Origin of the sequence: Ideonella alba (assembly GCF_018069875.1) — a bacterium.
Taxonomy (GTDB): domain Bacteria; phylum Pseudomonadota; class Gammaproteobacteria; order Burkholderiales; family Burkholderiaceae_C; genus Ideonella; species Ideonella alba.
On record NZ_JAGQDF010000004.1, the window covers coordinates 358,246 to 384,060 of the forward strand.

18 protein-coding genes are annotated in these 25,815 nt (G+C 72.9%); 7 read left to right on the forward strand and 11 right to left on the reverse strand.

All coding sequences use genetic code 11. The annotated features are described in order from the left end of the window. Positions 1-54 precede the first annotated feature (54 nt). The 3 genes from recQ to trhA all read left to right on the forward strand — a co-directional run bounded on the left by recQ (position 55) and on the right by trhA (position 3,532). Positions 55-1,935: a DNA helicase RecQ gene (gene recQ / locus KAK07_RS09105; RefSeq protein WP_210860341.1), complete on the forward strand. Its 1,881-nt coding sequence runs from the start codon at positions 55-57 to the stop codon at positions 1,933-1,935. Positions 1,936-2,002: 67 nt separating this feature from the next. Continuing rightward, positions 2,003-2,764: a GGDEF domain-containing protein gene (locus KAK07_RS09110; protein WP_210860342.1), complete on the forward strand. Its 762-nt coding sequence runs from the start codon at positions 2,003-2,005 to the stop codon at positions 2,762-2,764. A gap of 111 nt (positions 2,765-2,875) precedes the next feature. Beyond that, a complete protein-coding gene (gene trhA / locus KAK07_RS09115; RefSeq protein ID WP_210856359.1) occupies positions 2,876-3,532 on the forward strand; it encodes a PAQR family membrane homeostasis protein TrhA in 657 nt (218 codons plus the stop codon). Positions 3,533-3,598: 66 nt separating this feature from the next. On the opposite strand, the gene KAK07_RS09120 is transcribed toward trhA, so the two are convergent. The 7 genes from KAK07_RS09120 to KAK07_RS09150 all read right to left on the reverse strand — a co-directional run bounded on the left by KAK07_RS09120 (position 3,599) and on the right by KAK07_RS09150 (position 14,295). Continuing rightward, on the reverse strand, positions 3,599-6,727 hold the full coding sequence (locus KAK07_RS09120; protein WP_210860352.1) for a ligand-binding sensor domain-containing diguanylate cyclase: 3,129 nt from the start codon (positions 6,725-6,727) through the stop codon (positions 3,599-3,601). Between the two features lie 102 nt (positions 6,728-6,829). Continuing rightward, the gene (locus tag KAK07_RS09125) at positions 6,830-8,593 is read right to left on the reverse strand and encodes a PHA/PHB synthase family protein (protein WP_210860354.1); all 1,764 of its coding nucleotides are present in this window, start codon (positions 8,591-8,593) and stop codon (positions 6,830-6,832) included. Positions 8,594-8,657: 64 nt separating this feature from the next. After that, the gene (locus tag KAK07_RS09130) at positions 8,658-10,538 is read right to left on the reverse strand and encodes a PhoX family protein (RefSeq protein WP_210860356.1); all 1,881 of its coding nucleotides are present in this window, start codon (positions 10,536-10,538) and stop codon (positions 8,658-8,660) included. Positions 10,539-10,548: 10 nt separating this feature from the next. Beyond that, positions 10,549-11,658 carry an acetate/propionate family kinase gene (locus KAK07_RS09135; protein ID WP_210856355.1) on the reverse strand — a complete coding sequence of 370 codons (1,110 nt, stop codon included), beginning with the start codon at positions 11,656-11,658 and terminating at the stop codon, positions 10,549-10,551. Positions 11,659-11,836: 178 nt separating this feature from the next. Beyond that, complete coding sequence (locus KAK07_RS09140; protein ID WP_210860361.1) at positions 11,837-13,246, reverse strand: bifunctional enoyl-CoA hydratase/phosphate acetyltransferase; 1,410 nt, start codon at positions 13,244-13,246, stop codon at positions 11,837-11,839. Positions 13,247-13,278: 32 nt separating this feature from the next. After that, positions 13,279-14,013 carry a Crp/Fnr family transcriptional regulator gene (locus tag KAK07_RS09145; protein ID WP_210856353.1) on the reverse strand — a complete coding sequence of 245 codons (735 nt, stop codon included), beginning with the start codon at positions 14,011-14,013 and terminating at the stop codon, positions 13,279-13,281. Between the two features lie 117 nt (positions 14,014-14,130). Beyond that, positions 14,131-14,295, reverse strand: coding sequence for a hypothetical protein (locus KAK07_RS09150; protein ID WP_210856352.1), 165 nt, complete (start codon positions 14,293-14,295; stop codon positions 14,131-14,133). A 168-nt stretch (positions 14,296-14,463) separates the two neighbouring features. Between KAK07_RS09150 and uvrA the strand changes: the two genes are divergently transcribed. After that, positions 14,464-17,352 (forward strand): excinuclease ABC subunit UvrA, encoded by a 2,889-nt coding sequence (gene uvrA / locus KAK07_RS09155; RefSeq protein ID WP_247664291.1) that lies wholly within the window; start codon positions 14,464-14,466, stop codon positions 17,350-17,352. A 15-nt stretch (positions 17,353-17,367) separates the two neighbouring features. Here uvrA and KAK07_RS09160 read toward each other — a convergent pair whose 3' ends face one another. Continuing rightward, positions 17,368-18,393, reverse strand: a complete 1,026-nt coding sequence (locus tag KAK07_RS09160; protein WP_210856350.1) for a GGDEF domain-containing protein — start codon at positions 18,391-18,393, stop codon at positions 17,368-17,370. Positions 18,394-18,623: 230 nt separating this feature from the next. On the opposite strand from KAK07_RS09160, the gene KAK07_RS09165 reads away from it, so the two are divergent. Further along, positions 18,624-20,633, forward strand: coding sequence for a hybrid sensor histidine kinase/response regulator (locus KAK07_RS09165; protein WP_210860365.1), 2,010 nt, complete (start codon positions 18,624-18,626; stop codon positions 20,631-20,633). Positions 20,634-20,723: 90 nt separating this feature from the next. Here KAK07_RS09165 and KAK07_RS09170 read toward each other — a convergent pair whose 3' ends face one another. Next, positions 20,724-21,149 (reverse strand): SWIB/MDM2 domain-containing protein, encoded by a 426-nt coding sequence (locus tag KAK07_RS09170; protein WP_210803279.1) that lies wholly within the window; start codon positions 21,147-21,149, stop codon positions 20,724-20,726. A gap of 285 nt (positions 21,150-21,434) precedes the next feature. Between KAK07_RS09170 and KAK07_RS09175 the strand changes: the two genes are divergently transcribed. Then, positions 21,435-21,788, forward strand: coding sequence for a phage holin family protein (locus KAK07_RS09175; RefSeq protein ID WP_210860367.1), 354 nt, complete (start codon positions 21,435-21,437; stop codon positions 21,786-21,788). Positions 21,789-21,791: 3 nt separating this feature from the next. Here the strand turns inward: KAK07_RS09175 and KAK07_RS09180 are convergent, their stop codons facing one another. After that, the gene (locus tag KAK07_RS09180; protein WP_210860369.1) at positions 21,792-23,411 is read right to left on the reverse strand and encodes a M48 family metalloprotease; all 1,620 of its coding nucleotides are present in this window, start codon (positions 23,409-23,411) and stop codon (positions 21,792-21,794) included. A 138-nt stretch (positions 23,412-23,549) separates the two neighbouring features. On the opposite strand from KAK07_RS09180, the gene moaC reads away from it, so the two are divergent. Beyond that, a complete protein-coding gene (moaC, locus tag KAK07_RS09185; RefSeq protein ID WP_210856346.1) occupies positions 23,550-24,044 on the forward strand; it encodes a cyclic pyranopterin monophosphate synthase MoaC in 495 nt (164 codons plus the stop codon). A 1-nt stretch (position 24,045) separates the two neighbouring features. Here the strand turns inward: moaC and KAK07_RS09190 are convergent, their stop codons facing one another. After that, a complete protein-coding gene (locus tag KAK07_RS09190) occupies positions 24,046-25,776 on the reverse strand; it encodes a PglL family O-oligosaccharyltransferase (protein WP_210860371.1) in 1,731 nt (576 codons plus the stop codon). Positions 25,777-25,815: the final 39 nt, after the last annotated feature.

Below are 25,815 nucleotides of genomic sequence, written 5' to 3' on the forward strand. Positions count from 1 at the left end.
GATGGGGGTACACCAGCATAGCGAGGCGGTGCGCCAGCTACCATCTCGCCCTTGATGCCGAACGCCACGCCTTCCCCTGCCCTGTCGATCCTGCACGAGGTCTTCGGCTACAGCGCCTTCCGCGGCCACCAGGCCGAGATCGTCGACCATGTGATTGCCGGCGGCGACGCGCTGGTGCTGATGCCCACCGGCGGCGGCAAGAGCCTGTGCTACCAGGTGCCGGCCATCGCCCGCCACCGCGCCGGCCAGGGTGTGACCGTGGTGGTCAGCCCGCTGATCGCGCTGATGCACGACCAGGTGGGCGCGCTGGAAGAGGCCGGCGTGCACGCCGCCTTCCTGAACAGCTCGCTCGACTCAGCCGGCGTGCAGCATGTGGAGCGCGAACTGCTCTCAGGCCGGCTGGTGCTGCTGTACGCCGCGCCCGAGCGCATCACCCACCCGCGCTTTCTGGCGATGCTGGATTCGCTGCACGAGCGCGGCCAGCTGGGCCTGTTCGCGATCGACGAGGCGCACTGCGTCAGCCAGTGGGGCCATGATTTCCGCGAGGAGTACCTGCAGCTGGGCGTTCTGGCCGAGCGCTTTGCCGGCGTGCCGCGCCTGGCGCTCACCGCCACCGCCGACACGCACACGCGGGCCGACATCGTCGAGCGCCTGTCGCTGCAGGGCGCGCAGGCCTTTGTCAGCAGCTTTGACCGGCCGAACATCCGTTACACCATCGTCGAAAAGGACAACGCCCGCCTGCAGCTGCTGCGCTGGCTGCGCGACGAACACGTGGGCGACGCCGGCATCGTCTACTGCCAGAGCCGCAAGAAGGTGGAGGAAACCGCCGAGTGGCTGAGCGCCGAGGGCATCCCCGCGCTGCCCTACCACGCCGGCCTGGAGGCCGAGATGCGCCGCCGCCACCAGGACCGCTTCCTGCGCGAGGAGGGCCTGGTGATGGTGGCCACGGTGGCCTTCGGCATGGGCATCGACAAGCCCGATGTGCGCTTCGTGGCCCACCTGGACCTGCCCAAGAACATCGAGGGCTACTACCAGGAGACCGGCCGCGGTGGCCGCGATGGCGAACCCGCCGACGCCTGGATGGCCTACGGCCTGGCCGACGTGGTCAACCAGCGCCGCATGATCGACGAGAGCACCGCGGGCGACGAGTTCAAGCACCTGCAGCGCGGCAAACTGGATGCGCTGCTGGCGCTGTGCGAAAGCCTGGACTGCCGCCGCGTGCGCCTGCTGCAGTACTTTGGCGAGGAGCGCCCCGCCGGCTGGCGCTGCATGAACTGCGACAACTGCCTGCAGCCGCCCGCCCGTTGGGACGCCACCGAGGCCGCGCGCAAGGCGCTGTCGTGCATCTACCGCTGCCACCAGCACTCGGGCTTCGGCTTCGGCTCGGGCCACCTGATCGACGTGCTGCGCGGCCAGTCCACCGACAAAACCCGCGCCCGCGGCCACGAAGGCCTGTCCACCTGGGGCATCGGCCGCGACCTGAGCGAGCCGCAGTGGCGCGGCGTGATCCGCCAGCTGATCGCGCTGGGCCATGTCACCACCGAAGGCGAGTACCACACGCTGGCGCTGGCTGATTCAGCCCGCGCGGTGCTGCGCGGCGAGGTGGCCATCGAGCTGCGCGAGCCGCGCGAGCCCACGCCGCGCAGCCGCAGTCGCGGCAAGGGCAGCACCGCCAGCCCGCGCAAGCTGCCGTCGATGGCGGCCTCGCTGGATGTGGACGGCCAGGCGCGCTTCGCGGCGCTGAAGGCCTGGCGCGCCGAGGTGGCCAAGGAGCACAATCTGCCGGCCTATATCGTCTTCAACGACGCCACACTGGCCCAGATGGCCGCCGAGCACCCCGGTACGCTGGACGACCTGGCGGGCATCAGCGGCGTCGGTGCCAAGAAGCTGGAAGCCTACGGGCGGCAGATCCTGCGGGTGCTGGACGCAGGTTGAGTCGGCCGCCGCGGGCTCAAGTCGGCGGCGCGGGGGACGACAAGGTGTTGTCCGCCGACGCGCGCCCATGCAGTACCCCCCCGTCGACTCCCTGCCGCGCCGCCGCCACTGGCTGCGGGTGCTGGTCATCACCGCGGTGGCCACGGCGGCCTCGCTGGCGCTGACGGCGCTGATCGTGGTGGTCGCGATGGGCCATGAATGGGCGCCCGCGGTCTGGTTGCCGGCCACGCTGGCACCCATGCTGATCGCGCCGCTGACGGCCTGGCCGATCCTGTCGCTGACCTATGCCCTGGATGCCGCCCACGCGGCCCTGCGGGAGGTCGCCGGCACCGATCCGCTGACCCAACTGCTCCACCGCGGCCGCTTCACCGAGCTGTTCCAGCACGACCTGGCCCAGGCGGCGCAGCGCGGCACCACGCCGGCCTTGCTGATCCTGGACCTGGACCACTTCAAGCAGGTCAACGACCAGCACGGCCACGCCGCGGGCGACGCCCTGCTGCGCGCGGTGGCCCGCACGCTGTGCGAGCGCGTGCGCGACGGCGACCGCGTGGCGCGCTGGGGCGGCGAGGAGTTCGTCGTGGGCCTGGGGGCGCACACCGGCGATGAGCTGCCGGCGCTGGGCCAGCGCCTGTGCGAGGCGATCGCGGCGATCCGGCTGCCGCTGGCCGATGGCACCACGCTGGGCACCAGCGCCAGCCTGGGCGGGGCGCGCTGGCGCGGCCCGGGCGACAGCCTGGACGCGCTGCTGCTGCGCGCCGATGCGGCGCTCTACCGCGCCAAGCAGGCCGGCCGCAACCGCCTGTGCCTGACCGACGACCCGGCGAGCTGAGGCTTGTCCTCCAAATGAGGGAGTGAACCCCCGCAGTTGCGGGAATGTGCCGCTGAAGTTCCGGCGCGAGGCTTCCGATACCGGCTCATCAGCCCGTCGCCGGAGCCCGACATGCCGCCGCTGCCCCGCCCGCACACCGCCCGCGAAGAACACGCCAATGCCGCCAGCCATGCGCTGGGGCTGCTGGCGGCCGTGCTGGTGCTGGCCATGCTGGCCAGTGACCTGGCGGCGCCGCTGCTGGCGCTGGCGCGCGCGCACCAGCGCATCGGGCTGTGGGTGTTCGGCGTGACGATGGGCCTGTGCTTTGCCGCCTCGGCGCTGTTCCATGCCTGCGCCGACGGCCCGTGGCGCCGCGCGCTGCGGCGCGCCGACCACGCGGCGATCTACCTGTTCATGGCCGGCAGCTACACGCCGTTTGCGCTGCGCGATGTGCCGGGCGGCGATGGCTGGCTGGTGTTTGGCGCGGTGTGGGTGCTGGCCACGCTGGGCATGGCCGCCAAGATGCTGGACCGGCTGCGCGGCAAGCTGCTGAGCACCGCGCTGTACGTGGGTTTCGGCTGGGTGGTGGTGGCCGCGCTGCGGCCGGTGCTGGCGACCCTGCCGCCCTGGCCGCTGCTGCTGGTGGTGGGCGGCGCGCTGGCCTACTCGGTGGGCACGGTGTTCTACCTGCTGGACAAGCGCTGGCGCTGGGGCCACCTGGCCTGGCACCTGTGCGTGCTGGCGGGCTGCGGCTGCCACGCGGCGGCGGTGCTGGTCAGTCTGCGCTGACCGCGGTCCGCCCAGGGCGGCGGACACCTCGACAACACCGTTGCGCGCGCGGTCGCGCGGCGCCGCTCAGGCCACCGGGCTGCGCCGGGCGCTGCGCGCCGCGCTGCGGGCCACCGGCGGCGCCGGATCGACCGGGTCCGTGGACGCCAGGCGCCAGGTGTTGCGGCCGCCGGCCTTGGCCTCGTAGAGGGCGGCATCGGCGGCGGCGGTCAGTTCGTCCTGGGTGCGGCCATGGCGCGGGTACAGCGCCGCGCCGATGCTGGGGCTGCTGTGCAGCGGCCGGCCAGCGTGGACCATGGGCTCGGCGAAGGCGGCCAGCAGGCGCTCGCAGCTGGCCTGCACCTGCGCGGGGTCGGCCGGCCAGGCCAACAGCACGGCGAACTCATCGCCCCCCATGCGGGCCACGCTGTCGCTGGCACGCACCTGGGCCTGCAGGCGGCGCGCCACCTCCACCAGCAGCGCATCACCGGCGGCGTGGCCCAGCTGGTCGTTGACCTGCTTGAAGTGGTCCAGGTCGACCACCAGCAGTGCAAAGCCCTGGCCCTGGCGGCGGGCCAGGCGTTCGAGCTGGTCGAAGCGCTCGCCGAACAGGCGGCGGTTGGCCAGGCCGGTCAGCGCATCGGTGAAGGCCATCTGCTCCAGCCGGGCCTGGCTGTCGCGCAGCGCGGCGGTGCGTTCCTCCACCAGCTGCTCCAGCGCGGCCTGGCGGCGGCGCAGCCAGGCGGTGCGCGCCTGCACCAGCGCGAACAGCGCGCCCAGGCCCATCAGGCCCAGCAGCGCGCGGAAGGCCGGGGTCTGGTGCCAGGCCGCGGGGATCACCACTTCCAGCTGCAGCGGCTGGCTGCTCCAGGCGCCGTTGCGGTTGGTGGCGCGCACCCGCAGCGCATGGCGGCCGGGCGAGAGGTTGGTGTAGGTGGCCCAGCGGTGGCGCGATTCGGTGCTGACCCAGTCGCCGTCCACGCCGTCCAGGCGGTGGCCGTAGCGCAGCAGCTCGGGCGCCGAGTAGTCCAGCGCCGAGAACTCCACCGCCAGGCCGCGGGTGCCCACCGGCAGCTCCAGCCGGCCCTGGCGCACGGCCGTGGCCCACTGGGCGCGCGGCAGCGGCTTGCCGTCCACGCGCAGCTCGCTGATCACCACCGCGGGGTCGTGGCGCCAGGCCTGCCAGCGGGCGGGGTCGATGGCGGTGAGGCCGCCGACGCCGCCGAAGAACAGCGTGCCGTCGGGCGCGCGGGTGCCGGACTTGGCCCAGTAGGTGGCCACGCCCACGCCGTCGGCCAGGCGCTGGGGCACGGCCTGCAGGGTGTCGGGGTCGATCCAGGCGAGGCCGTCGTCGGTGCTGACCCAGACGCGGCCCTGCTCGTCGGCCAGCATCTGGGCGATGTTCAGGTCCTGCAGCCCCTGGTCCTCGCCGACCACCTGCACCCGGGCGTCGGGCTGCAGCGGCCGCTCCACCACGTAGACGCCGGCCCCGCCGGTGCCCAGCCACAGGCGGCCGCGGGTGTCGGTGAGCAGGGCGTTGACGATCAGGCCCTTGAGCGCCGGACCCTGGGCCTGCGGCGAGGGGAAGGCGCCGAGCCGGCCGGTGGCCGGGTCCAGCAGCGCCAGGCCCGAGCGGGTGCCCAGCCACAGGCGGCCGTCGCCGGCCGGGGCGATCATCTCGACCCGGCGGTCGGTCAGCTCGGTGTGGACGACCCCGCCGGTGCCGCGCTCGTCCAGGCGCCACAGGCCGTCGGCGGCCCCGATCCACAGCGTGCCGGGCTCGCTGTGCAGCGACCACACGGTGGCGGTGGCCGGGCGCCCGGGCACCGCCACGCGCTCCACGCGGTCCAGCCGCTCGGTGGTGCGGTACAGGCCATGCTCGCTGCCGATGTAGACGTGGCCGGCGTGGCGCACCAGCGCATAGACCGCGCCCTCGGGCAGCCGCTGCGCCGGCGTGCCCGGCTGGGCGCGCAGCTGGCGCACGCGGCCGAGCACCGGGTCCAGTTCCTCGATGCCCAGCGGGCTACCCACCCAGACCCGGCCGTCGGGCAGCGCCAGCACCGCGTCGGCGCTGTCATGCGACAGGCCACGGGAGCCACCGGTGCGGCCGGTGCGGCCGTAGAGCGTGGCCACCTGGCGGGCGGCGACGGGGTCATGGCGCATCAGGCTGCGGTCGCTGCCGATCCACAGCAGGCCGTCGCGGTCGGTCCAGACCAGCCACATTGCGTCGCTGTCCAGGCCGTTGGGTTGCAGCGGGTCATGGCGCACCGGCTGGCCGACCAGGGTCTGCGGATCCACCCGCAGCAGGCCGCGGGTCTTGCTGGCCAGCCAGATGTCACCGGTGGCGGCCTGGGTGATGTCCACGGTCTCGGCGCGGTAGGGCTGCGGGGTGGCGCCGTCGCGCTCGCGCACGGTCAGCAGCCGCTGCTGGGCCGGGTCCCACACGCGGGTGCCGGTGCGCAGGCCCAGCCAGAGGCGGCCGCTGCGGTCCTCGAACAGGCTGCGGACGATGGCGTCGGGCACGCCGGCCACGCGCTCGAACTGCCGCTGTTGCGGGTCGGAGCACCACAGACCGTGGTCGGTGCCTACCCACAGGCGGCCGTCGCGGGCGTTCACCAGGGCGGTGATGCGCAGCGACGTGGCCCCCTCGTGGACCAGGGCCACGCGCTCGACGCGGCGGGTGGGCGGGTCCAGGCGCACCAGGCCGCCGTCGCCGCCCACCCACAGGCGCTGCCCGGGGGCGTCGGCCAGGGCGCTGACGCTGGGGTGGGGCAGGCCGTCGGCGGCGGCGGGGAAGTGCTCGAAATCGTCGCTGTCGGGCCGGAAGCGCACCAGGCCGGCCGACATCGTGCCGGCCCACAGGCGGCCCTGGCGGTCGCGGAACAGGCGCTGGACGAAGGCATCGGGCAGCGCGCCGGGCCGGCCGGGGGCGGCGCGGTAGGCGCTCATGCGCTGGCCGTCCCAGCGCACCAGGCCGTTCTGGGTGCCGATCCAGAGCTGGCCGCTGGCGTCCTGCTCGATCGCGGTGGGCCCCAGGCTGTTGGGCAGGCCGTTCTCGTTGGCGATGCGCTGGATGATCGGGTCGGCCACGGCGCGCCAGTCGGTGCCGGCCTGGGCGGCGGGCAGCAGGGCCAGCCACAGGCCCAGGCCCGCCAGCCCGCAGACCGCAGGCAGCGGGCGGGGCGTTCGGCGGTGGCGGGCGGTATGGCTGGACATGGGCCCGGACAGGCCGGCGGGCCCGTGGCGGCGGTCAAGAGGGTGAATTGTGGGGCGGACCCCGCTCAGACGAGCCGGCAATAAGACCGGTTCACGCCCTTCTCAATCGGCATGGCACTCGTGAACATAAGTGCCGGGTGCGTCGCAGAGTACCGATTCGACCGGCGGCGTGCGCGCCTTGACGCGGCGGCCGCTGCCGTGGGCCGTCAGCCAGGCCTGCCAGGTGGGCCACCAGGAGCCCTCGCGGCGCTCGGCGCCGTCGGCCCAGTGCTCGGGATCCACCCAGGGGTCGCCGGGCGCGCGTGTGCGCAGCGCATGGTGGCGCCGCGGGTGGCCGGGCTCGCTGACGATGCCGGCGTTGTGACCGGCATTGGTGAGCACGAAGCTGAGCTCGCCATCGACCAGGCGGTGGATCTTGTAGACCGACTTCCAGGGCGACACATGGTCCTGCTCGGTGCCCACCACGAACAGCGGCTGGCGGATGTCGCCCAGCGAGACCGGCCGGCCCTGCACCGGGTAGCGTCCCTCGGCCAGCTCGTTGCGCAGGTAGCAGCGGCGCAGGTACTCGCTGTGCATCACCGCCGGCATGCGGGTGGTGTCGGCGTTCCAGGCCATCAGGTCGCTGGGCGCGTCGGCCTCGCCCAGCCACAGCGCGCGCAGGCGCTGCGACCACACCAGCTCGCGCGAGTGCAGGTAGGCGAAGCTGCCGGCCATCTGGCGGCCGCTGAGGAAGCCGCGCTCGGCCATCATGTCCTCGATCAGCGCGACCTGCGATTCGTCGATCAGCACGCCCATCTCGCCGGGTTCGGCGAAGTCGGTCTCGGCCGCCAGCAGCGACACGCTGGCCAGCGGCGGCAGCGCCGCACCGCCGGCCACGCCACCCGGGCGCGCCAGCGCGGCCGCGGCGATCGACAGCAGCGTGCCGCCCAGGCAGTAGCCGGCGGCATGCACCGGCTGGCCGCCGCACAGCCGGCCGATCGCGGCCAGGTTGTCCAGCACGCCCTGCTCCAGGTAGTCCTCCAGGCCGAGCAGGGCGTCGGACTCGTCGGGGTTGTGCCAGCTGAGGATGTAGACGGTGTGGCCCTGCTCCACCAGCCAGCGCACCATGGAGTTGTGCGGCGACAGGTCCAGGATGTAGTACTTCATGATCCACGAGGGGACGATGAAGACCGGCTCGGCCTGCACATTGGCGGTCAGCGGCAGGTACTGGATCAGCTCGCTCAGGGCGTTGCGGTGCACCACCCGGCCGGGGGTGACCGCCACCTCCACGCCGGGGCGGTAGGCCTGCGCCGGCGGGCGCAGCGGCGCCAGGCCCTGGTCGCGCCGCCAGGCGTCGAGCGCGTTGAGCGCGCCGTCCACCAGGTTGCCGCCCAGGCGCTCAGCGGTGCGCTGCAGCACCTCGGGGTGGGCCAGACCGGCATTGGCGGGCGAGAGCATGTCCAGCCACTGGCGCGCCAGGAAGCGCGTCATCTCCTGGTGGTGCGCGGTCATGCCGCGCAGCGCGGTGGCGTCGGCCCACCAGCGTTCGGCGGCATGCTGGGCGTGGACCATCGGCGCCCAGGGCCATTGCTGCCAGGCGGGGTGGCGAAAGCGCGGGTCGCGGGTGTCGTCCGGGGCGCCGCCCAGCGCCTGGCCCCAGCACTGCAGCGCGGCCTGCTGGGCGCTGGCGGCCAGCCGTGCGGCCTGCGCCGGCTGGGTGGCCAGGTGCAGTGCCCAGTCGGTGAAGGCCAGGGCCAGCGAGATCGGCGACAGCCCGCCCCACAGCGGCGCGGCGGCGGCGTGGAAGCGGCTGTCGAGGGCCTGGGCGGCGGCGCGGGCAGCCTGCTCGGGATCGGTGCTGGCGTCAGGGGTGGAGGGGGTGTCCATGGTCACGATTGGAGCGCGACGCGCCGCCGCCGTTCGCGCCAGCGGCCGGGTTTCTTGACCGAGGTCAGCTGCCGACGGGGCCGCCGTCGGCGCGGCGGATCACCAGCGTGGCCGACCGGGGCCGGCCGTCGGGGCGCTGGTCGGGCCAGTTCGAGAAGCGGCGCGGCTGGGCCGGGTCGTTGCGCTCGCCGGGTGCCTCGCCCGGGTGCTGGATGTTGATGAACATCGTGCGGCCATCGGGCGTGCCGGTGGCGCCGGTGATCTCGCAGCCCACCGGGCCGACCAGGAAGCGGCGCACCTCACCGCTGGCCGGGTCGGCGGCCAGCATGGCGTTGTTGCCCAGGCCGGCGTGCTCGCCGCGGCCCATCACGCTGCTGCTCATGTCGGTCTGGATCCAGAGCAGGCCGCGGCCGTCGACCCACAGGCCGTCGGGGCAGCCGAAGGCGTCGCCGCGGATGTTGCCGCGCGCCTCGGGGCGCTCGGCCGCGGGGTCGCCGGCCAGCACGAAGTGGTTCCAGCGGAAGGCCTCGCCGTCATGGTCGCCGTCTTCCTTCCAGCGGATGATCTGGCCCATGGTGTTGCGCGCGCGCGGGTTGGCGGCATCGGGCGCGGGCTGGCCTTCGGTGCCGCGGCGGCTGTGGTTGGTCAGCGTGCTGTAGACCCAGCCGTCATGGTCGACCGCGGTCCATTCGGGGCGGTCCATCTTGGTGGCGCCCAGCAGGTCGCTGGCCTGGCGGGCCTTGACCAGCACCTCGCCCTGGTCGGCGAAGCCGTTGGCCGCGGTCAAGGGGCCCTGGCCGTGCACCAGCGGCAGCCAGCGGCCGCGGCCGTCGGCATCGAAGCGGGCGACGCTGAGTGTGCCGTGGTCCAGCAGTGTGGCGTTGGCGCGGGCGCCGCCGGGCTGGATCTTGTCGCGGCTGACGAAGCGGTAGAGGTACTCGTTGGCGGCGTCCTCGCCCATGTAGACCACCGCCCGGCCGTCGCGCGTGCGCACGGTAGTGGCGCCCTCGTGCGCGGCGCGGCCCAGTGCGGTGCGCTTGACCGGCGTGCTGGCGGGGTCGAAAGGGTCGATCTCGACCACCCAGCCGAAGCGGTTGGGCTCGTTCGGGTGGCGGCCGGCGTCGAAGCGCTCGTCGTGCAGGTGCCAGCCCAGCCAGGCCTGCTCGCCGGCCCGCAGGCCCCAGCGGCGCTGGTGGGCGTCGGGCTCGGGTGGCGGCTGGAAGTAGCCGATGAAGTTTTCCTCGCAGGTCAGGTAGGTGCCCCAGGGCGTGATGCCGCTGGCGCAGTTGTTGAACGTGCCCAGGATGCGCTCGCCCTTGGGATCGGCGGCGGTGCGCAGCAGCGGGTGGCCGGCGGCCGGGCCGCCCACCGCCATCGGCGTGCTGGCGGTGATGCGCCGGGCATGGCGCGAGGGCCGCACCACGTCCCAGCGCCCACCCTGCTCGCGCACCTCGATCACCGACACGCCGTGCGCGGCCTGCGACTTGCGGACCTTCTCGGCGTTCCAGCCGGCGCGGCCGTCGGGGAACAGCAGTTCGGGATCGACGTACTCGTGGTTCATCACCAGCAGGCCGCTGCGGCTGCCGTCCAGGCTGAAGAAGTGCAGGCCGTCGTGGTGCATGCCCAGCTGCGCGGCCTGCTCGTCGGCGCTGTTGCCGGCGTCCCAGCGGAAGGCGGGCATTGCGCCGGCCAGGCCCACCGGGTCGCCCCAGGGGGCGATGACCTGGGTGGTGTAGCCCTCGGGCACGCTGACCGTGTCGGTGCGCGACACCGGCACCGGCTTGAAGCCGATCAGCGACGGCGTGGCGGCAGCGGCCAGCGGGGCGGCCCAGCCGGCCGCCGCCAGCGCCACGCCGTGGCGCAGCGCCGAGCGGCGCGAGGCGTCAATCACCTCGGCCAGGTGCGGGTGGGGGCTGGGGTTGCTGTCTTCGGGTTCGGTGTTCATCGGTGCTCCGTCAGGCGTCCAGCAGGCTGAACGCCGCCTGTGCCGCCACGCGGCCTTCATCGGTGGGCACGACCCACAGCTCGACTGCGCTGTCCGCCGCATGGATGGCGGCCACGCGGTCGCCGCGGGCGGCGCTGTTGGTGCTGGGGTCGAGCCGCACGCCCAGGTGGGCCAGGCCGGCGGCCAGCTCGGCGCGCAGCGCGGCGTCATGCTCCCCGATGCCGCCGGTGAAGGCGATCGCGTCCAGCCCGCCCAGCACCGCGGCCAGCGCGCCGGCCTCGCGCAGGCAGCGGTGGGTGAACAGGGCGATGGCTTCGGCGGCGGCCGGTTCGGTGCTGGCGCGCAGGGTGCGCATGTCGGCGCTCAGGCCCGACACGCCTTTCAGGCCGCTGCGGCGGTAGAGCAGGTCTTCCAGCGCGTCGGCGCTCCAGCCCTGGCGCAGCAGGTGCAGCAGCACGCCGGGGTCGAGGCTGCCGCTGCGCGTGCCCATCATCAGGCCTTCCAGTGCCGAGAAGCCCATGGTGGTGGCCACCGAGCGGCCGCCGCGCAGCGCGCACAGGCTGGCGCCGTTGCCCAGGTGGGCCAGCAGCACCCGGCCGCCGGCGCGCGCGCTGTGCTGCGGCAGCGTCTGCGCCAGGTACTGGTAGGACAGGCCGTGAAAGCCGTAGCGGCGCAGGCCCTGCGCGGCCAGTGCGCGGTCGGTGGGCAGGGCCCGCTCGACCGCCGGCAGCGTGGCGTGGAAGGCGGTGTCGAAGCAGCCCACCTGCGGCAGCTGCGGCAGCGCCTGCAGGAAGGCGGCCACGCCGTCCAGGTTGTGCGGCTGGTGCAGCGGCGCCAGCGGGGCCAGCGCGCGCAGGCGCTGCAGCGCGGCGGCGTCCAGCCGGCAGGGTGCGATGAACGCCTCGCCGCCGTGGACGATGCGGTGGGCCACCGCCAGCAGCCGGGCGCCGCGCTGGGTGCAGTCGTGCAGCAGGCGCTGCAGCGCCGCGCTGAAGGCGGCTTCGCCGGCGGCCTCCAGGCCCTCGATCTGGCCGGTCCACAGCGCCGCGCCCTGGCGCGGGTAGAGGCCGAACTTCAGCGACGAGGAACCGGCGTTGACGGCCAGCACGGCCTCGGTCACTGGACGACCCTCCGCACGGCGTGCTCCGGGATGAGCGCTTGGGAGCGGCCCGGCGGGCTCACTGGAGTACCTTCGTGCTCCGCACTCCGGCATTCGCCCTTGAGGCGGCTCGGCGGGCTCACTGGAATACCTTCGTGCTCCGCACTCCGGCATTCGCCCTTGAGGCGGCTCGGCGGGCTCATGCCGCCGCCTCCGGCGCCGTCTGGCGCGCCAGCAGGGCCGCCAGCGCGGCCGAGGCGACGCGCGAATCCGCCCCGTCGGCGCGGCTGGTCAGCGCGATCGGCACGCGCGCGCCCAGCACCACGCCGCAGCTGGAGGCGCCGGCCAGGTATTCGAGCTGCTTGGCCAGCATGTTGCCGGCCTCCAGGTCGGGCACGACCAGGATGTCGGCCTGGCCCGAAACCGGCGAGCTGATGCCCTTGATGCGCGCGGCCTCGGCCGAGATGGCGTTGTCGAAGGCCAGCGGACCGTCCAGCACAGCACCGCTGATCTGGCCGCGGTCGGCCATCTTGCACAGTGCGGCGGCGTCCAGCGTGGAGGCGATCCGCGGCGTCACCGTCTCCACCGCCGACAGGATGGCCACGCGCGGCCGCGCCACGCCCAGCGCCTGCGCCAGCGTGATGGCGTTGCGCACGATGTCGGCCTTGACCTCCAGCGTGGGGGCGATGTTGATGGCCGCATCGGTCACCAGCAGCGGCTTGGGGTAGGCCGGCACGTCGAAGCGGAAGACATGCGACATGCGCCGGCCGGTGCGCAGCTTCGGTTCGGCCAGCACGGCCTGCATCAGCTCGTCGGTGTGCAGGCTGCCCTTCATCAGCATCGCCACCTCGCCGCTGGCGGCCAGGGCCGCGCCCTGGGCGGCGGCGGCGTGGCTGTGCGGCACGTCTACCAGGCGGTGGCGGGACAGGTCCAGGCCCAGGCTGCCGGCCAGCGATTGCAGGCGGTGCGCCGGGCCCACCAGCACCGGCTCGATCAGACCCTGGTCGGCGGCGTCCAGCGCACCGCGCAGCGAGGGCTCGTCGCAGGGGTGGACCACGGCGCAGCGCACCGGCGCGGCGCCGGAGACGGTCTGCACCCACTCGCGCAGCCGGGCGGCGGGGTCGAACAGGTGCAGCCGCGGCAGCGCGGGTCGCGGCCGGATGACCTTGTGGGCGGGCGCGCGCACCTCGGCGCGGCCGGTGACCACCTGCTCACCGGCCTGGTTGTGCACCTCGCAGTCCAGGCTCACGCCGCGCGTGGCCTCGTCCTTGGCGTTGACGGTGACGGTGACGGTCAGCGTGTCGCCCACCCGCACCGGGCGGTGAAAGCGCAGGTCCTGCGCGACGTAGATGGTGCCCGGCCCGGGGAACTCGGTGCCCAGCACGCTGGAGATCAGCGCGCCGGCCCACATGCCGTGGGCGATGACGCCGTGGAAGCGCGTGCCCTCGGCGTACTCGGGGTCGAGGTGGGCGGGGTTGTGGTCGCCCGAGACCAGCGCGAAGGCCTGGATGTCGGCCATGCTGAGCGTGCGCACCAGCTGGGCGCGCTGGCCCAGGCGCAGCTCGTCGAAGGTCAGGTTCTCGATGGTGTCGGCGGCGATGTCGTCCATGGGCCCGATTCTGCGCCGGCCAGGTGACGGCTTCAGGACGCCGCGCTGTCCTCGCGCAGCGCCTTGAGCAGCGCATCCATGTGGATCACGGCGTGGCGCTGGTCGGGGGCGTCGAGCACGCCCTCGCGCTTGAGCTGCGAGATCAGGCGGCTGGCGGTCTCGATCGTCATGTCGAGCATCGCGCTCATCTCCAGGCGCGCGGGCAGCCAGACGCTGCCGCCGTCGGCGTACTCGCTGAGCTTGAGCAGCAGGCGCAGCATGCGGTGGCGCGCCGGGCCGGAGCACAGCTCGGTGAGCCACTCGTCCGCGTCGTCCAGGGCGCGCTGCCAGCGCTTCATCAGGTCGACCAGGATCTCGGGGCGGTCGCGCGAGAGTTCGTCGACCAGGGTGCGTGGCACGCGGCAGACGCTGACCTCGGTGCAGGCCACGGCGTCGGCAGCGTAGGTCTGGCCCAGCATGGCTTCGAGGCCCAGCATGTCGGAGCGGCCGGCCAGGCGCAGGATGCGGCGCTCGCCGCGCTCGCTGGTGCGCTCCAGGCGGACGATGCCCTCGCGCACGGTGTAGGCGGCGCTGCCCACTGCCTGGGCGGCATAGAGGCTCTGGCCGGGCTGCAGCCGGATGTCGGCGATGTGGACGTGGATGCTGTCCAGCGCCGCATGGTCCAGCACGCCGAAGAGGGCAAAACGCCGCACGCCGCAGTCGGCGCAGACCTGGGCCTGCGGGTTGAACAGCGCGTGCTTCAGGGGAATCACGGAGGCGGGGCTCATCCGGCCAGTATGCCGGGGGCCCGGGCCCCGGTGGACGACAGGCCCTGTTGCCCTATCGGGCAGTGCGGTTGGGCCAGTCAGGCGTCAGTAAATACTCACTGACGCTCAGGCGCTGCATCAGCGCTTCTGGTCGGCCTTCTGGGTGCGGGCGCGGGTGCGGCTCTCGCTGTGGCCGACGGACGTCCAGAAGGGTTCGAACTTCTGGCCCTTGTCGGTACCGGCATCAAAGCGCCCCAACGGCACGCGGGCAACCGGTTTGTAAGTGTGTGCTGACTTCTGCATGGTGGGTCCTGTCTGGCAGCGCTTGCGGGGCTGCCTCGAGGATGCAACGCAGCATCGTTGACGTCGGATGACAAGGCATTCACAAAAAAGCGACGGGTGACCGGGCGGGGCGGGCCGACTATCATGACCGGTTGCCTTCGCCCGGCGCCGTGCCGGGCCGCTCCCGCCATGTCCGACCACGCCCACGTCCCCGGCCGCGCCCTGATCTCGGTGCGCGGCGCCCGCACCCACAACCTGAAGAACGTCGACCTCGACCTGCCCAAGCACGCGCTGGTGGTGATCACCGGGCTGTCGGGCTCGGGCAAGTCCAGCCTGGCCTTCGACACGCTGTACGCCGAGGGCCAGCGCCGCTACGTGGAGAGCCTGTCGGCCTATGCACGGCAGTTCCTGCAGCTGATGGACAAGCCCGATGTCGACGTGATCGAGGGCCTGTCGCCTGCCATCAGCATCGAGCAGAAGGCCACCAGCCACAACCCGCGCTCCACCGTGGGCACGGTGACCGAGATCCACGACTACCTGCGCCTGCTCTACGCCCGCGCCGGCACGCCCTTCTGCCCCGACCACGGCCTGCCGCTGCAGGCGCAGAGCGTGAGCCAGATGGTCGACGCGGTGCTGGCCCTGCCCGAGGGCACCCGGCTGATGGTGCTGGCGCCGGTGGTGCGCGACCGCAAGGGCGAGTTCGCCGAGCTGTTCCAGGACATGCAGGCCCAGGGCTATGTGCGCTTCCGGGTGGACGGCGCGGTGCTGGACGCGGCGGACGTGCCGGCGCTCAAGAAGAACGAGAAGCACGACATCGACGTCGTCATCGACCGGCTGAAATCCGGCGAGGGCATGAAGCAGCGCCTGGCCGAGAGCTTCGAGGCCGCCCTGCGCATCGCTGACGGGCGGGCGATCGGGCTGGAGATGGACAGCGGCCAGGAGCACCTGTTCTCGTCGAAGTATGGCTGCCCGGTGTGCAGCTATTCGCTGCCGGAGCTGGAGCCGCGCCTCTTTTCGTTCAACGCGCCGGCCGGCGCCTGCCCGCACTGCGACGGCCTGGGCGTGCAGACGGTGTTCGACCCCGAGCGGGTGGTGGCCTTCCCGTCGCTGAGCCTGGGCTCGGGCGCGATCAAGGGCTGGGACCGGCGCAACGGCTACACCTTCTCGCTGCTGGAGAGCGTGGCCGCGCATTACCAGGCGGACATCGACCAGCCTTTCGAGGCCCTGCCCGAGGCGCTGCGCCAGGTCATCCTGTACGGCTCGGGCGAGGAAGAGATCAGCTTCACCTACGAGGCCGAGGGCAAGAACGGCAAGACGCGCAGCGTCAAGCGCTCGCACCCCTTCGAGGGCGTGATCCCGAACTTCGAGCGCCGCTACCGCGAGACCGACTCGGTCGCGGTGCGCGAGGACCTGGCGCGCTACCAGGCCGCCAAGCCCTGCGCCCACTGCGGCGGCACGCGCCTGAAGCGCGAGGCGCGGCATGTCTTCCTGCCCGGCAGTGCGGCCGAGCGCGGCCGGCCGATCTACGAGGTCGAGCACCTGACGCTGTCCGAGGCCCTGCAGTGGTTCGGCGCGCTGAAGCTGGAGGGCGCCAAGGCCGAGATCGCCGACAAGGTGGTGCGCGAGATCCGCTCGCGGCTGAAGTTCCTCAACGACGTGGGCCTGAACTACCTGAGCCTGGACCGCAGCGCCGACACGCTCAGCGGCGGCGAGGCCCAGCGCATCCGCCTGGCCAGCCAGATCGGTTCGGGCCTGACCGGCGTGATGTATGTGCTGGACGAACCCAGCATCGGCCTGCATCAGCGCGACAACGAGCGCCTGATCGGCACCCTCAAGCACCTGCGCGACCTGGGCAACAGCGTGCTGGTGGTGGAGCACGATGAAGACATGATCCGCGCCGCCGACTGGTGCGTGGACATCGGCCCGGGCGCCGGCGTGCATGGCGGGCGCATCATCGCCAGCGGCACGCCCGAGCAGCTGGCCGCGCACCCCGATTCCCTGACCGGGCGCTACCTCGGCCGGGTGCTGAAGATCGCCACGCCGCGCGAGCGCCGGCCGCGCAACGACCAGCTGCCGGTGCCGGCGCTGCGGGTGGTGAACGCGCGCGGCAACAACCTCAAGGGCGTGACGGTGGAGATCCCGGTGGGGCTGCTGACCTGCGTCACCGGCGTCTCGGGCTCGGGCAAGAGCACGCTGGTCAACGACACGCTCTACGCCGCGGTGGCGCGCAAGCTCTACGGCAGCCACGCCGAGCCCGAGGCGCACGACGCCATTGAAGGTCTGGAGGCCTTCGACAAGGTGATCAACGTCGACCAGAGCCCGATCGGCCGCACGCCGCGCTCCAACCCGGCCACCTACACCGGCCTGTTCACGCCGATCCGCGAACTCTTCGCCGAGGTGCCGGCGGCGCGCGAGCGCGGCTATGGTGCCGGGCGCTTCAGCTTCAATGTCAGCGGCGGGCGCTGCGAGGCCTGCCAGGGCGACGGCGTGATCAAGGTGGAGATGCACTTCCTGCCGGATGTCTACGTGCCCTGCGACGTCTGCCACGGCCAGCGTTACAACCGCGAGACCCTGGAGATCCTCTACAAGGGCCGCCACATCGCGCAGGTGCTGGACATGACGGTGGAAGAGGCGCACGGCTTCTTCAGCGCCGTGCCCACCATCGCCCGCAAGCTGCAGACCCTGCTGGACGTGGGCCTGGGCTACATCACGCTGGGACAGAGCGCCACCACGCTGTCCGGCGGCGAGGCGCAGCGGGTGAAGCTGGCGCTGGAGCTGAGCAAGCGCGACACCGGCCGCACGCTCTACATCCTGGACGAGCCCACCACCGGCCTGCACTTCGCCGATATCGAGCTGCTGCTCAAGGTGCTGCACCAGCTGCGTGATGCCGGCAACACCATCGTCGTCATCGAGCACAACCTGGACGTGATCAAGACCGCCGACTGGCTGATCGACATGGGCCCCGAGGGCGGCGCCGGCGGTGGCACGGTGGTGGCCGAGGGCACGCCGGAGACCGTGGCCGCCGCGCCGGCCAGCCACACCGGGCGCTTCCTGGCGCCGCTGCTGGCCGAGGGCTGAGCCGCCGGCGCCAGCTCAGCCTGGCGGCAGCTCGGTGACGCGGTCGCGGCCGGCCTGCTTGGAGGCGTAGAGCGCCTGGTCGGCGCGCTCGACCAGGGTCTGGGCCGATTCACCGGCCTGCCAGCGGGTCAGGCCCACCGACAGCGTCACCCGCGCCAGCGTCTCGTTGCTGTCGTGGCGCTTGATGCGCGCCGCGCTGACGCGCTGGCGCACCTGTTCGGCCAGCGCCAGCGCCTGAGGCCGCTCGGCCGCGGGCAGCAGCACCGCGAACTCCTCGCCGCCGATGCGCGCCACCGTGGCCTCGGCCGGCGCCAGCGCGCGCACCAGTTGCGCCACGGCGCGCAGCACCTGGTCGCCGAAGCCGTGGCCCCAGGTGTCGTTGACCTGCTTGAAATGGTCGATGTCCAGCGCCAGCAGCCAGATGCCGGTGGCCGGGCCGACCGGAATCGACAGGCACTGCGCCAGCGCCTCGTCGAAGCCGCGGCGGTTGGCCAGGTTGGTCAGCGGGTCCACCACCGCGTCGCGGCGGGCGCGGTGGACCTCGTCGCGCAGCTGGTCGATCTCGCGCTGGTTGGCGGCCAGCCGGTCCTGCAGGGTCTGCAGCGCCTGGCGCATCTGCTGGGTGTCGGCCATCACCGCGCTGACGGCGTCGCTGGCGCGGTCGGTTTCGGTGGACAAGGCCTGGCTGAGCCGGTCGAGGGCGTCGCCATAGCGGGCGGTGGAGTCGCCGGCAGCCTGGGCGCTGTCGGCCATGCCGGCCAGCAGGTGCTGCATGCCGTCGGCCACGCGGCGGGCGGCGTCGGCGTCGAAGCCGGCGACGAAACGCTGGTAGAGCGCCAGCGTGGTGGCCTCGTCCAGGCGGCCGTCACGGGCCAGGGCCTCGTCGACCGCCGCGCGCAGCGCCGGATCGCGCTGGGCCACGTAGCCGTACCAGACCGCATAGCTGACGGGGTGCAATGCGGCAGCCTGGCGCGACATCAAGGGCAGGGCCTTGCGCAGCCACTCGGCACTCAGTTCGATGCTCTCGGTGTAGTGGTTCAACGTCGTCACTCCCAACAACGTGCGGCGTCTTGGCGTGGGATCGATTGTGATCGGCAGCGGCGCCCTCTGACACGCATGCGACAGACACAAGATACCGGTTTTTCTGCAAAATAGTCCGGCTCGGCGTCTGAGGCACACCACACGATGGTTGATCTCGCGCCTCCCGGCAGCCCAACACGCTGCCGACACGCCAACAAGGCCGGCGCCAGGCAGCCCGGCAGGAGAGGGAGATGCAGTCTGACCCCGCGCAGGCATGGACACCGTCCGAGTCCGAACGGCTCGAGGTGCTGCGCATGCTGGACCTGCTGGACGGCCAGCCCGTCTCCACGCTCGACGCCCTGGTGCAGGCCGCCCGCGCCGCCACCGGCCGGCGCATCGCGCTGGTCAGCCTGGTCGATGACCAGGCCGCCCACCATGTCTCGCGCGACGGCCTGGACACGCTGAGCACGCCCAAGGCCCTGGCCTTCTGCAGCCTGGCCATCCGCAGCGACGAGTTCTACGAGATCTCCGACCTGCGGGCCGATCCGCGCTTTGCCCAGCATCCGCTGGTCGACACCGCCCAGGGCCTGCGCCACTACGCGGCAGCCCAGTTGCGCGTGGACGGCCATGCGCTGGGCACCTTGTGCGTGCTCGACCACGAGCCCGGCCCGCTGCCACTGCAGGCGCGGGCCACGCTGCTGTGCCTGGCCGAGGCCGCCGCACAGTGGCTGGACCTGCAGCACCGTCACCGCCGGCTCGAGAACCAGGCCGAGCGCCTGGTCGACCTGGTGCGCGCCGCCGGCGACTGGGCCTGGGAGAGCGACGAGCACGACCGCCTGATCTGGATCGACGGTGAGCTGCTGCGCATCACCGGCCTCGACCCGGCCGAACTGCTGGGCCAGCCGATGCAGCGCGAGCCCCTGGTGGATGGCGGCGGCCAGGAGCTGCCGCAAGGCGGCGACCTGCTGCAGGTGCTGGAGCGCCGGCAGGCCTTCTCCCGCCTGGTCACCGCGATGGACTGCCCGCGCGGCCGCCTGCTGGTGTCGCGCAGCGCGCAGCCGGTGTTCGACCTGCAGGGGCGCTTCCGCGGCTACCGCGGCTCGGCGCGCGACATCACCGCGCGCGTCGAGCGCGACAAGCTCTGGCGCGACCGTGCCGCGCTGGAAGCGGTGCACCGCAGCCGCAGTGCCTTCCTGTCGCGGGTCAGCCATGAGCTGCGCACGCCGCTCAACGCCATCCTCGGCTTCACCCAGCTGATGGCGATGGACACCCAGCATCCGCTGGCAGCGCCGCAGGCGCAGCGCCTGGACGGCGTGCGCCGCGCCGGCCAGCACCTGCTGGAGCTGGTCGACGACGTGCTGGAGGTGGTGCGCCTGGGCCAGGGAGGGCGGCAGCTGGCCTCGGTGGCGCTGGCCCTGGCGCCGCTGGCAACGCGCGCCATGCAGCCGCTGCAGGCGATGGCGGACCTGGCGCAGGTGACGGTGCGCGTCGACATCGACCCCGCGCTGCAGGTGCTGGGCGACGAGGCCGGGATCGGCCAGGTCCTGGGCCACCTGCTGTCCAACGCGATCAAGTACAACCGCCCGGGCGGCCGGGTCCGGCTGGCCGCCAGCCGCCAGGGCCCCTGGGTGCGCCTGACGGTGGAGGACACCGGCATCGGCCTGGCGCCGGGCGAGCTGCAGCAGCTCTTCCAGCCCTTCCAGCGCGCGGGCGCCGAGCGGCGGCGCGTGCCGGGCAGCGGCCTGGGCCTGGTGCTGGTGCGCGAGCTGGTGGGCGCGATGCGCGGCCAGGTCGACGCCACCAGCACGGCCGGCGTGGGCAGCTGCTTCAGCGTGGAGCTGCCCGCCCCCGAAGGCGCGGCCGCGCCCGCCACCGCGCAGCCGCGGCCGGCGCGCCGAGTGCTCTACATCGAGGATGAGCCGCTGAACGTGCTGCTGATGCAGGAGGTGTTCAAGGCCCGGCCCGAGTGGGAACTGCGCGTGGGGCGCGACGGCGAGGAGGGCCTGACCCTGGCCCAGTCCTGGCAGCCCCACCTGGCGCTGATCGACATGAACCTGCCCGACATGAATGGCCTGGAGGTGCTGCGCCGCCTGCGCGCCGACGAGCGCACGCGCACGCTGCGCTGCGTGGCGCTGTCGGCCGACGCGATGAGCGAGCAGGTGCAGTCGGCGCGGGCGGCCGGCTTCGACGACTACTGGACCAAGCCGATCGACCTGAACCACCTGCTGGATGCGGTGGGCCGGGCGATCGACGGCGCCTGAAGCGCACGGCGGCGCCGAGCGCGCATGAAAAAGCCGGCACGAGGCCGGCTTGGGGACTGGGCGGCGGCCGAGGCCGCCGTCAGACCATGATCAGCTCAGGTGGCTGTTGATCAGCTTGGTCATCTCGAACATCGAGACCTGCGCCTTCTTGAAGATTTCCTTCAGCTTGGCGTCGGCGTTGATCATGGTCTTCTGGACCTTGTCCTGCAGACCGTTCTTCTTGATGTACTCCCAGACCTTCTTCGTCACCTCGGTGCGCGGCAGGGCCTTGTCGCCAATCACGGCGGCCAGGTGGGCGCTGGGGGTCATCGCCTTCATGAAGGCGGCGTTGGGGGTGCGCTTCTTGGCCGGAGCGGCCTTCTTCGCGGGAGCCGCCTTCTTGGCCGGCGCCGCCTTCTTGGCCGGAGCCGCCTTCTTCGCCGGAGCGGCCTTCTTGGCGGGGGCCGCCTTCTTGGCCGGAGCCGCCTTTTTCGCCGGAGCGGCCTTCTTGGCCGGAGCCTTCTTCGCAGTTGCCATGTCGATTCTCTCCATCAAGTGAACTGTTGATGTGCCGGGACCGGGCGAGGGTCGCGTGAACCCAAGTTCTCAGCGGCACCGCAGCGGGGCCAATGGTACTGCGCGGATACCCGGCTGAGAAGCTGTTTTCCCTCGTAAAACGGCCTCGGAAAGGCCTCGCAGCCTCTTTTTTGTCTCCTCGGCACGTCAGGCTGGCAGGGCCCTATACCGTCACCGGTATGTTGGCGCGCTGTCCAGGCCTCAGAATCGCGGCATCGTCCTGCTCGCTTCACGGCCTGGCGTTCCATGAAACTCATCGTCCGATGGCTGCTGCTGGCAGCCGCCCTGCTGCTGGTGGCCCACCTGTACTCCGGCGTCAGCGTGGCCGGCTTCGGTGCCGCCCTGATCGCCGCCGGCGTGCTGGGCCTGCTCAACACGCTGGTGCGACCGCTGCTGGTGCTGCTGACCTTGCCGGTGACGCTGCTCACGCTGGGGCTGTTCCTGTTCGTGATCAATGCGCTGATGTTCTGGTCGGCGGCGTCGCTGCTCGACGGCTTCGCGGTGACCGGCTTTGCGGCGGCGCTGATCGGCTCGGTGATCTACAGCCTGTGCGGCGTGGTCATCGACCTGGCGGTGGAGCGGCTGTTCCAGCGCGAGTGAGGCTCAACCCGGATCGGGCACGCGCTCGCCGTGCTGCTCGATCCACAGCCGGCGGCGCTCGGCCTCGGCTTCGCGCAGGCGCGACTCGATGATCGCGGCGTCCTGGTAGCCCTGCGCGCCGGTGCTGCGCGCGGCCTGCTGGGCGGCGCGGAAGCGGTCGACCGCGCCGGTGACGTCGCCACGCGCCCAGCGTGCCTCGGCCAGCGCGCCCAGCGCGCGCACCTGCTGGCCCAGCGGCTGCGCCGAGGCCGCCAGCGCGTCCCAGGCCGGCGCGTCGCGGCGATGTTCCACCACCCAGGCCTGCAGCGCTTCGGTGGAGGCGCGCAGGCCGGTGTCGGCGCCGGGCTCGCCCAGGCGGGCCAGGGTCTGCGCGGTCTGGGCGCGCAGCAGCAACGCGGCGCGGCTGGCATCGGTGCCCAGCGCGTCGCTGGCCTGGTGCAGCCGGGCGGCCAGGTCGGCCGAAGGGGCCTCGCCGCTGGCGCGCGCCAGCAGAATCTCCAGGCGCAGCAGCCGCCACAGGCGGCGCAGCACCGGCGCATCGGGCTGGCTGTCGGCCACCAGTGACAGGCCGGCCGCGGCCTGCTGATCGGCCAGCGTGAAGTCGCGCAGGCGCGAGGACGCCAGCGCGGCGCCGTAGAGCTGCGCCTGGCGCGCCAGATCGGCTGCGGGCGATCCCAGGGCGCCGGCGGCCTGCACCCGGCGCAACGAGGCCTCGCCGGGGTCGGACAGCGCACGCGCACGCGCCTGCATCAGCGCGTGGCGGGCCTGGCCGGCAGCGGGGCCGCGGGTCAGGCCCTCGGCGCGCAGCCGCGCCTCGGTGATGCGCTCGCTGGTCAGCGGATGGCTGCGCAGGTAGGGGTAGAGGCCGGCGTCATTCAGGCGCGAGGCGGCGTCGAGCTTCTCGAACATCGCGCTCATGCCGCCCAGGCCGAAGCCGGCGGCGCCCATCAGGTCCAGGCCGATGCGGTCGGCCTCGCGCTCCATGTCACGCGAGAAGTTCAGTTGCCCCTGCGCGGCGATCGCCTGCGAGCCGACGATCACCGCCTGCAGGCCATCGGGGCTGCGCGACTTGGCCGCCGCCAGCACCCCCAGCAGCATGCCGGCCATCGTGGCCATGGACTGCCGGCTGTTCTGGCCGATGCTGCGCGCGATGTGGCGCTGGGTGACGTGGGTGAGTTCGTGCGCCAGCACCGAGGCCAGTTCATCCCGGGTGGCGGTGATCGCGATCAGGCCCAGGTAGACGCCCAGGTAGCCGCCCGGCAGCGCAAAGGCGTTGACCGCGCGGTCGCGCACCAGGAAGCCTTCCCAGGCGAAGCGGCGCGCCAGGTCGGCGTCGATCGCATCGCGCTCGCGCGCGGCAGCCAGCAGCGGGCCGAGCAGGTCGTCCAGGTACTCCTGCAGCAACAGGTCCTCGAGGTAGTCGGGGTCCTTGCGCAGGTCGCGCATGATGTTGTCACCCAGGCGCCGCTCCTGGAGGATGTCGACATCGTCCGAGGCCGAATCGCCCAGGGCGGGCAGGCGCTGCGCCGATTGCGCCAGCACCGTGGGCGCCGGCGCGGCCAGCAGCGCCAGGGCCAGCGCCAGGGCGCTGCGGCGCCACGGAAGAAGCGATGTGAAGGACATGTGAAGCACCGGCGCCGCCGGGCCGTCAGGAAGCAGGTGGCCTCCTCACTGACCCCGGACGCGGGGGAAAGTTCGGTCGCTATCATGGCACCGACGCAGGCCCCGCGGCCTGCGGACCCACCCCACCCGGACCCGGCGATGAGCACCTCCCCCCTGACCCATTTCGACGCCCACGGCCAGGCCCACATGGTCGACGTGGGCGCCAAGACCGAGACCCACCGCATCGCCCGCGCGGCCGGCAGCATCCGCATGCAGCCCGAGACGCTGGCGCTGATCGCCTCGGGCAGCGCCAAGAAAGGCGACGTCATCGGCATCGCCCGCATCGCCGCGATCCAGGCCGCCAAGCGCACCGCCGACCTGGTGCCGCTGTGCCACCCGCTGCCGCTCACCCGGGTGGCGGTGGACTTCCGGCTGGACGAGGCCAGCAGCAGCGTGCACTGCGAGGTGCAGGCTGAAACCGTCGGCAAGACCGGTGTCGAGATGGAAGCCCTGACCGCCGTGCAGGTGGGCCTGCTGACGATCTACGACATGTGCAAGGCCGCCGACAAGGGCATGGTGATGACCGACATCCGCCTGCTGGAGAAGCAGGGCGGCAAGAGCGGCCACTGGGTGGCCGCGAGCACCGACGCCTGAGTCAGCGCGGCGCGCGGCGGCCGAAGTCGGCCGGCGTGTAGACGCGTTCAGGCGCTTCGCACTGGAAGGGCAAGGGGGTCGGCGGCGCATCGCAGACCGCCAGGAACTCGCGCGCGTCGGGGTTGCGGAACTCGCGCAGGCGCTCGACCAGGAAGCGCGCGCGATCGCGCTCACCGATTTCATCCAACGCGCGTGCCCAGGCGATCATCAGGCGCGTGTCGAGCAGCGCATGGGTGGCGCGGTCGAAAGCGGGCATCTGGGTGGACGGCTGCTCGGCCACGGTGACCGCGGCGTAGTCGGCGTGGTGACCGAACAGCAGGCTGCCCTGCCCGCGGGCGATGCGCTGCTCCAGCGTGCTGCGGCCATCGCCCGGGCCGAACACCGCCACCACCTTGGCATAGTCCTGCAGGACGAAGGCCGTGGTCAGCAGCACCGCCGCCCCCACCGGCAGCCAGGACGGCGAGCGCGCCGGATCGGCCCGATCCGCCCGGGACGCGCCCAGTGCATGGCCCCAGGCCCAGGCGGTGGGCAGCAGGAAGTAGGCATACCACAGCGGGTACTCCAGCATGCTGTGCAGGCCGATCAGCAGCACCATCATCCAGGCGGCGCGGGCGCGCAGGCCGGCGTCGTCGTCCTGCAGTGACCAGGCGCGCCGCGCCGCCAGGCCCAGGCCGACCAGCAGCAGGCCCATCAGCAACGCCGCCGCGGGCAGGCCCAGCTCGACCATGAACTGCAGCGGCAGGTTGTGGGTGTGGTCGAAGAAGGCCACCGGCCGGCCGGGGAAGACGCCCAGCGTCCAGGCGAAGTTGAACTCGCCGAAGCCCACGCCCATCCACGGATGCGCAGCGATCAGCGCCAGGGTGTTGCGCCAGATGCCGAAGCGCGAGGACGAGATGTCGCCGCCCGCATCCAGCCGCGCCGCACCGCCGAAGGTGTGCGCGGTCTGCTGCGCCCACAGGTCCATCCCCCACCAGCACAGCGCATAGACCAGCGGCGTGGCCAGCAGGCCCAGCCGCAGCGTGCGCGGCATGCGCCGGTCCAGCGCGCCCCACACCGCCAGCAGCAGCATGCCGACCGCGCCGGTGCGCGACGCCGTGAGCACCACCGCCCAGACCAGCACCACGCCCACCAGCCCGGCCAGGCCACGCGGCAGCGGCAGGCCGAACCAGCGCCCGCTGCGCGCCAGCGGCACCAGCGCGATCAGCGCCCACACCAGCAGGCTGCTGAGGTGGTTGGGCTGGCGCAGGTTGCCCACCGCGCGGCCGACAAAGCCGGTGCGGGCGATCAGCGAGCCATCGGCCCAGGCCGGTGCGAAGACCTGCACGAAGCCCACCGCGGCGCTCGCCAGGCCCGCCAGCAGCATGGCGCTGGCGAAGGCGTGGAAGGCCTCGTCGTCAGCCACGCCGGCGGCGGCCCCGAGCACCAGCGCAGCGGCCAGCAGCAAGGCCAGCGAGGACAGGCCCAGCGTGGCCGGCAGGCTGGCGGCCATGGAGACCAGCGCCGACAGCACCAGCAGCCCCAGCGCCAGCAGCGGCCAGCGGGCCCGGCGCCAGGCCTCGGTCGGCCGGGCGCGCACCGCCAGCAGCACCAGCCCCCAGCCGAAGAAGGCCAGCAACTGGTTCAGCAGGGTGGCCGACGGGCTGACGTTGTAGGCCAGCAGCGGTGGGACCGCCACCGCGAACACCATGGCAAGGTCAGGGCGGGCGGAAACGGGTTCGGGGGCCTGGGACATGGCCCCCATTCTTGCGCAAGGGCGCGCCGTGGCGCGGCC